The sequence below is a fragment of the Gemmatimonadota bacterium genome (assembly GCA_026706345.1).
In the GTDB taxonomy this organism is placed as follows: domain Bacteria; phylum JAAXHH01; class JAAXHH01; order JAAXHH01; family JAAXHH01; genus JAAXHH01.
On the sequence record JAPOYX010000217.1, the window covers coordinates 1 to 3,313 of the forward strand.

5 protein-coding genes are annotated in these 3,313 nt (G+C 59.3%); 2 read left to right on the forward strand and 3 right to left on the reverse strand.

The window, feature by feature from the left end; all coding sequences use genetic code 11:
- A partial coding sequence (locus OXG98_15665; protein ID MCY3773443.1) for a hypothetical protein occupies positions 1–311 on the forward strand: 311 nt, incomplete at its 5' end.
- A gap of 49 nt (positions 312–360) precedes the next feature.
- Complete coding sequence (locus tag OXG98_15670) at positions 361–1,236, forward strand: bifunctional 5,10-methylenetetrahydrofolate dehydrogenase/5,10-methenyltetrahydrofolate cyclohydrolase (protein MCY3773444.1); 876 nt, start codon at positions 361–363, stop codon at positions 1,234–1,236.
- 128 nt (positions 1,237–1,364) lie between these two features.
- On the opposite strand, the gene OXG98_15675 is transcribed toward OXG98_15670, so the two are convergent.
- From OXG98_15675 to OXG98_15685, 3 genes are all read right to left on the reverse strand, one after another.
- Positions 1,365–2,051, reverse strand: a complete 687-nt coding sequence (locus tag OXG98_15675) for a PDZ domain-containing protein (protein ID MCY3773445.1) — start codon at positions 2,049–2,051, stop codon at positions 1,365–1,367.
- Positions 2,052–2,163: 112 nt separating this feature from the next.
- Entirely contained in the window at positions 2,164–2,706 is a 543-nt protein-coding gene (locus OXG98_15680; GenBank protein ID MCY3773446.1) for a redoxin domain-containing protein, read from the reverse strand.
- 23 nt (positions 2,707–2,729) lie between these two features.
- Positions 2,730–3,194 carry a DUF3237 domain-containing protein gene (locus OXG98_15685; GenBank protein ID MCY3773447.1) on the reverse strand — a complete coding sequence of 155 codons (465 nt, stop codon included), beginning with the start codon at positions 3,192–3,194 and terminating at the stop codon, positions 2,730–2,732.
- Positions 3,195–3,313 lie beyond the last annotated feature (119 nt).

Genomic DNA, 3,313 nt, shown 5'->3' on the forward strand with positions numbered 1-3,313 from the left:
ACAACGATGGGGGCGCCCGCCCCAACCTGGACTGTACCAACCTGGACTGCACGTGTGGGTTTTCTTTTCGGCATACTTTCAACCACTTCTCAGGTCTAGTGTTTCACCGGCATTTGGACAATGGGGGCATGGGGATGCTGTTCGGCGTGTTCCTCCAGCCGCTGCTGAACCTCGGCTATCCATTGCCGGGCCTTTTCCTCGTCGATTTCCCCAGCGTCTCTCTTGCGGGCGACCTCATCCACAAACCGCTCGAAAAATGTTTTCATACGCTACCTTTTCCGCTCCTCGCCTATCACGAAATCGGCGGATGAGCTAGGCGGCCCGCTTCCACCCGTTTGTGTCAAATGATACCGTTTCCGCATGGGGGCCCAGATCGTCAAAGGCCAGGTCATCGCCCAGTCAGTGTATGCGGAACTTGGAGCGGAAATCTCAGAGTTGATCCAGAGCACCGGACGAAGACCTGTGTTGGTCAGCATTTATATCGGCTCGAACCCGGCCATCGAAGTCTATATTCGATCCATGAATCGGATTGCCCGGGGGTTGGGGATTGAGTATCGCTGGTACCATCTCCCGGACAATGCCCAAGAGGCTGAGGTGCTACGCCGGTTGGAGCAGTTGAACCAAGACCCCGAAGTCACCGGCGTGATCATTCAGCTCCCCCTGCCTGAGCATGTACGCCGCTCAGTCCTGGTCAACCATATTGCCCCACAAAAAGATGTGGACGGCACCCATCCGGAAAATGTCGGGGCCGCCGTCACCGGAGAAATACGCATTGGTTCCTGTACCGCCCTGGCCGTCATGCGCCTTGTGGACGCAACCGGGCTCGACATGGAGGGCAAAGAGGCGGTTATTGTCGGACACAGCGATCTGGTGGGCAAGCCGCTCAGCCTGATGCTGGTCGACCGCTTAGCCACGGTGACCATCTGCCATATCGCGACCGCTCAGCGGGGAATGTTCGCCGAGCATGTCCGCCGGGCAGAGGTCCTCGTTGTAGCAGTCGGTTCTCCTGGGTTGATCAAGGGCGACTGGGTCCGCCCTGGGGCAACCGTGATCGATGTTGGTATCAATCAGGTGGGCTCACGCCTCGTTGGCGATGTGGAATTTGACGCGGCCAAGGAACGCGCGGCCTTTATTACGCCGGTTCCGGGCGGTGTCGGGCCGGTAACAGTGTCTATGCTCATGAACAATACCGTCAACGCCTTCCGTACCCAGGTGGGCCATCTGTCCGAAGGCTGAGCACCCGGTCGATGAGACCAGCCCCAAGGTTTCAGCATGCCACCGACCGCCGACGCAATCGGGATAGAGCGAACGCCGTCCTCAGAGATGACCGGCAGCAGCGCGCCGCGGTGCCTATCAGGACGAATTTACGGTCCCAACGGTTCTTCTTCGAGCGTCACCGTAATCTGGCGGGGCTGGTTCTTTCGCAGGACGGAAAAGGCCACCCGGTCTCCAGGGCTGTAACGCTGTATGGCTTCGGTAAAGTCCTGGGCGGTCCGAACCGGCGTGTTCTCAACCGCGACAATAAGGTCGCCGACAGGATGGCGCTCCCGCGTAATATGATCGTGAGCGGCGACGAGGGGCATGACAAACGGGCCGGCCGGAGACATGGCCAGCGCAATGATGGCGGCTTTCTTGACTAAATCGTTCCGGTTGTTCCGCGTGGGCGCATTCACGCCTTCGAAACCGGAGCGATGGGCCGGACTGCCCTCAATCACGCTTAGGACCCGGACGCCTTCCGGTCCTTCCTCGGCTGTGGCATACAGGACCCCGAGATAGGTGCGTTTGGACTCAGTTACAGACGGGTCGGGCCATTCAGAGAATTGACCGTCCGTTGCGGCAGAGGACCAGTCTTCGTGCGGATGCAATGCTCTGAAATCAGACGCTGAGGGTTCGACCGGGCCGGCCGGTTGGCTCAGGCCGCTCTGGACAGGAATTTCCAGCACTTGTGGGGCGCCAATCTCATGGGAATGCTGGTCCGCGTCAACCGGAGCGTTCTGCGCTTGGGCGAGACGTGGAGAGATCCAGAGACCGGCGGTCAGGACACCGGCCATAACGAATGGCAACCAGAGCACACGCGCCTGCACTATCGGGCCTCCTTTTGCCGTCCTCGCTCCTGGCCGCTCATTATTCATCTCTCACGCTCAAAGTGCAAGCCAGCGCGTATTACTGGGCCGATTTGAGCTTGGCTAGCTCAGCCTCCAACTCGCTTACCGGCAGAACCTCTCCGGGGTTCTGCATGACGCGGACAAAACGCACGATCCCGTCCGTATCAATCAGCACATAGGCTCTCTGGCTGAGCCGCTTTTCCCGGTCCAGCCAGCCCACATAGTTTTCAACGACCTCGGGGGCGTCAAACGCGCTCAACAACGGATAACTGAGGGCCAGTTGCTCGCGAAATATGCGCTGGGAAGCCGTGTGGTTCGTACTGATTCCCAGGACCACCGCGTCGAGTTGCTTTTCCTGCCGAGCGTCCTGCCCGGTTGCTAACTGGAGGGTTCAGCCTGGGGTAAAGTCCAAAATATAAAACAGCAGCAGGACATTCTGTTTGCCCGTAAACTCCGAGAGACAGACCGTCTCACCGTCCTGTGCGGGCAAACAGAAGGCGGGCGCGGGACTCCCGACCTCAACCGCGGCATCGACGGGACGAGCCCACAGCAGCAGACCAACGATGAGGACTACGCACCAATTCCAGTTCGATTTGCTCATACCCATTCTCATCCGCTATACGCCTAGCGTACGGCATACACGTCGTAGCGCACTTCACCCCGTTCCAGATACGCTTCTCCGATCCCAACACACAGGCAACGATTCATCCATATATAGTCGGGGTGAGCGGTCTGGCACCAGGGATTCGTCCGAATCGGCGCCCCGCTCGGCGGAATCTCGCCGTCCAAAAATTTCTGATAGCCGTCCGCGCCCATATCCAACACCCCATTATAGGTCACATAGATCAGCGCGCCGTCGTTCGCCTCAACGGTCGTCCGCACGTCCAGATACGCCACCCCATCGGGCCGGACAGTCAGCCAATCCGCGCCAACCGGACGCAGCTTCCCTTGCAGTTTGGGACCTTCGACTTTCCCCCCCGTGACGTATACATTGACCCGGACGCCGCCGGGCACCGGCCCGATTGTTTCGGGCGGCATCTCCAGGGTGGCGGTATAGGAAAAGAGGTGCTCCATAGTATACTCGAACATGTCATCTCCCTTTTGTGGCGGTGGCTCCCGGACAAGAGAAGACCTACCCCGTCCCCCTCAGGGCGTCAAGACGAAGGGGAAGGAGTCAACCTATGGCAAAAGCCCAGTACTGTCTGATG

Bases quoted from the DNA above. Each gene is read 5' to 3' on its own strand.
- OXG98_15670 (MCY3773444.1), top strand. From the start codon at position 361: ATGGGGGCCCAGATCGTCAAAGGCCAGGTCATCGCCCAGTCAGTGTAT.
- OXG98_15675 (MCY3773445.1), bottom strand. From the start codon at position 2,051: ATGGCCGGTGTCCTGACCGCCGGTCTCTGGATCTCTCCACGTCTCGCC.
- OXG98_15685 (MCY3773447.1), bottom strand. From the start codon at position 3,194: ATGTTCGAGTATACTATGGAGCACCTCTTTTCCTATACCGCCACCCTG.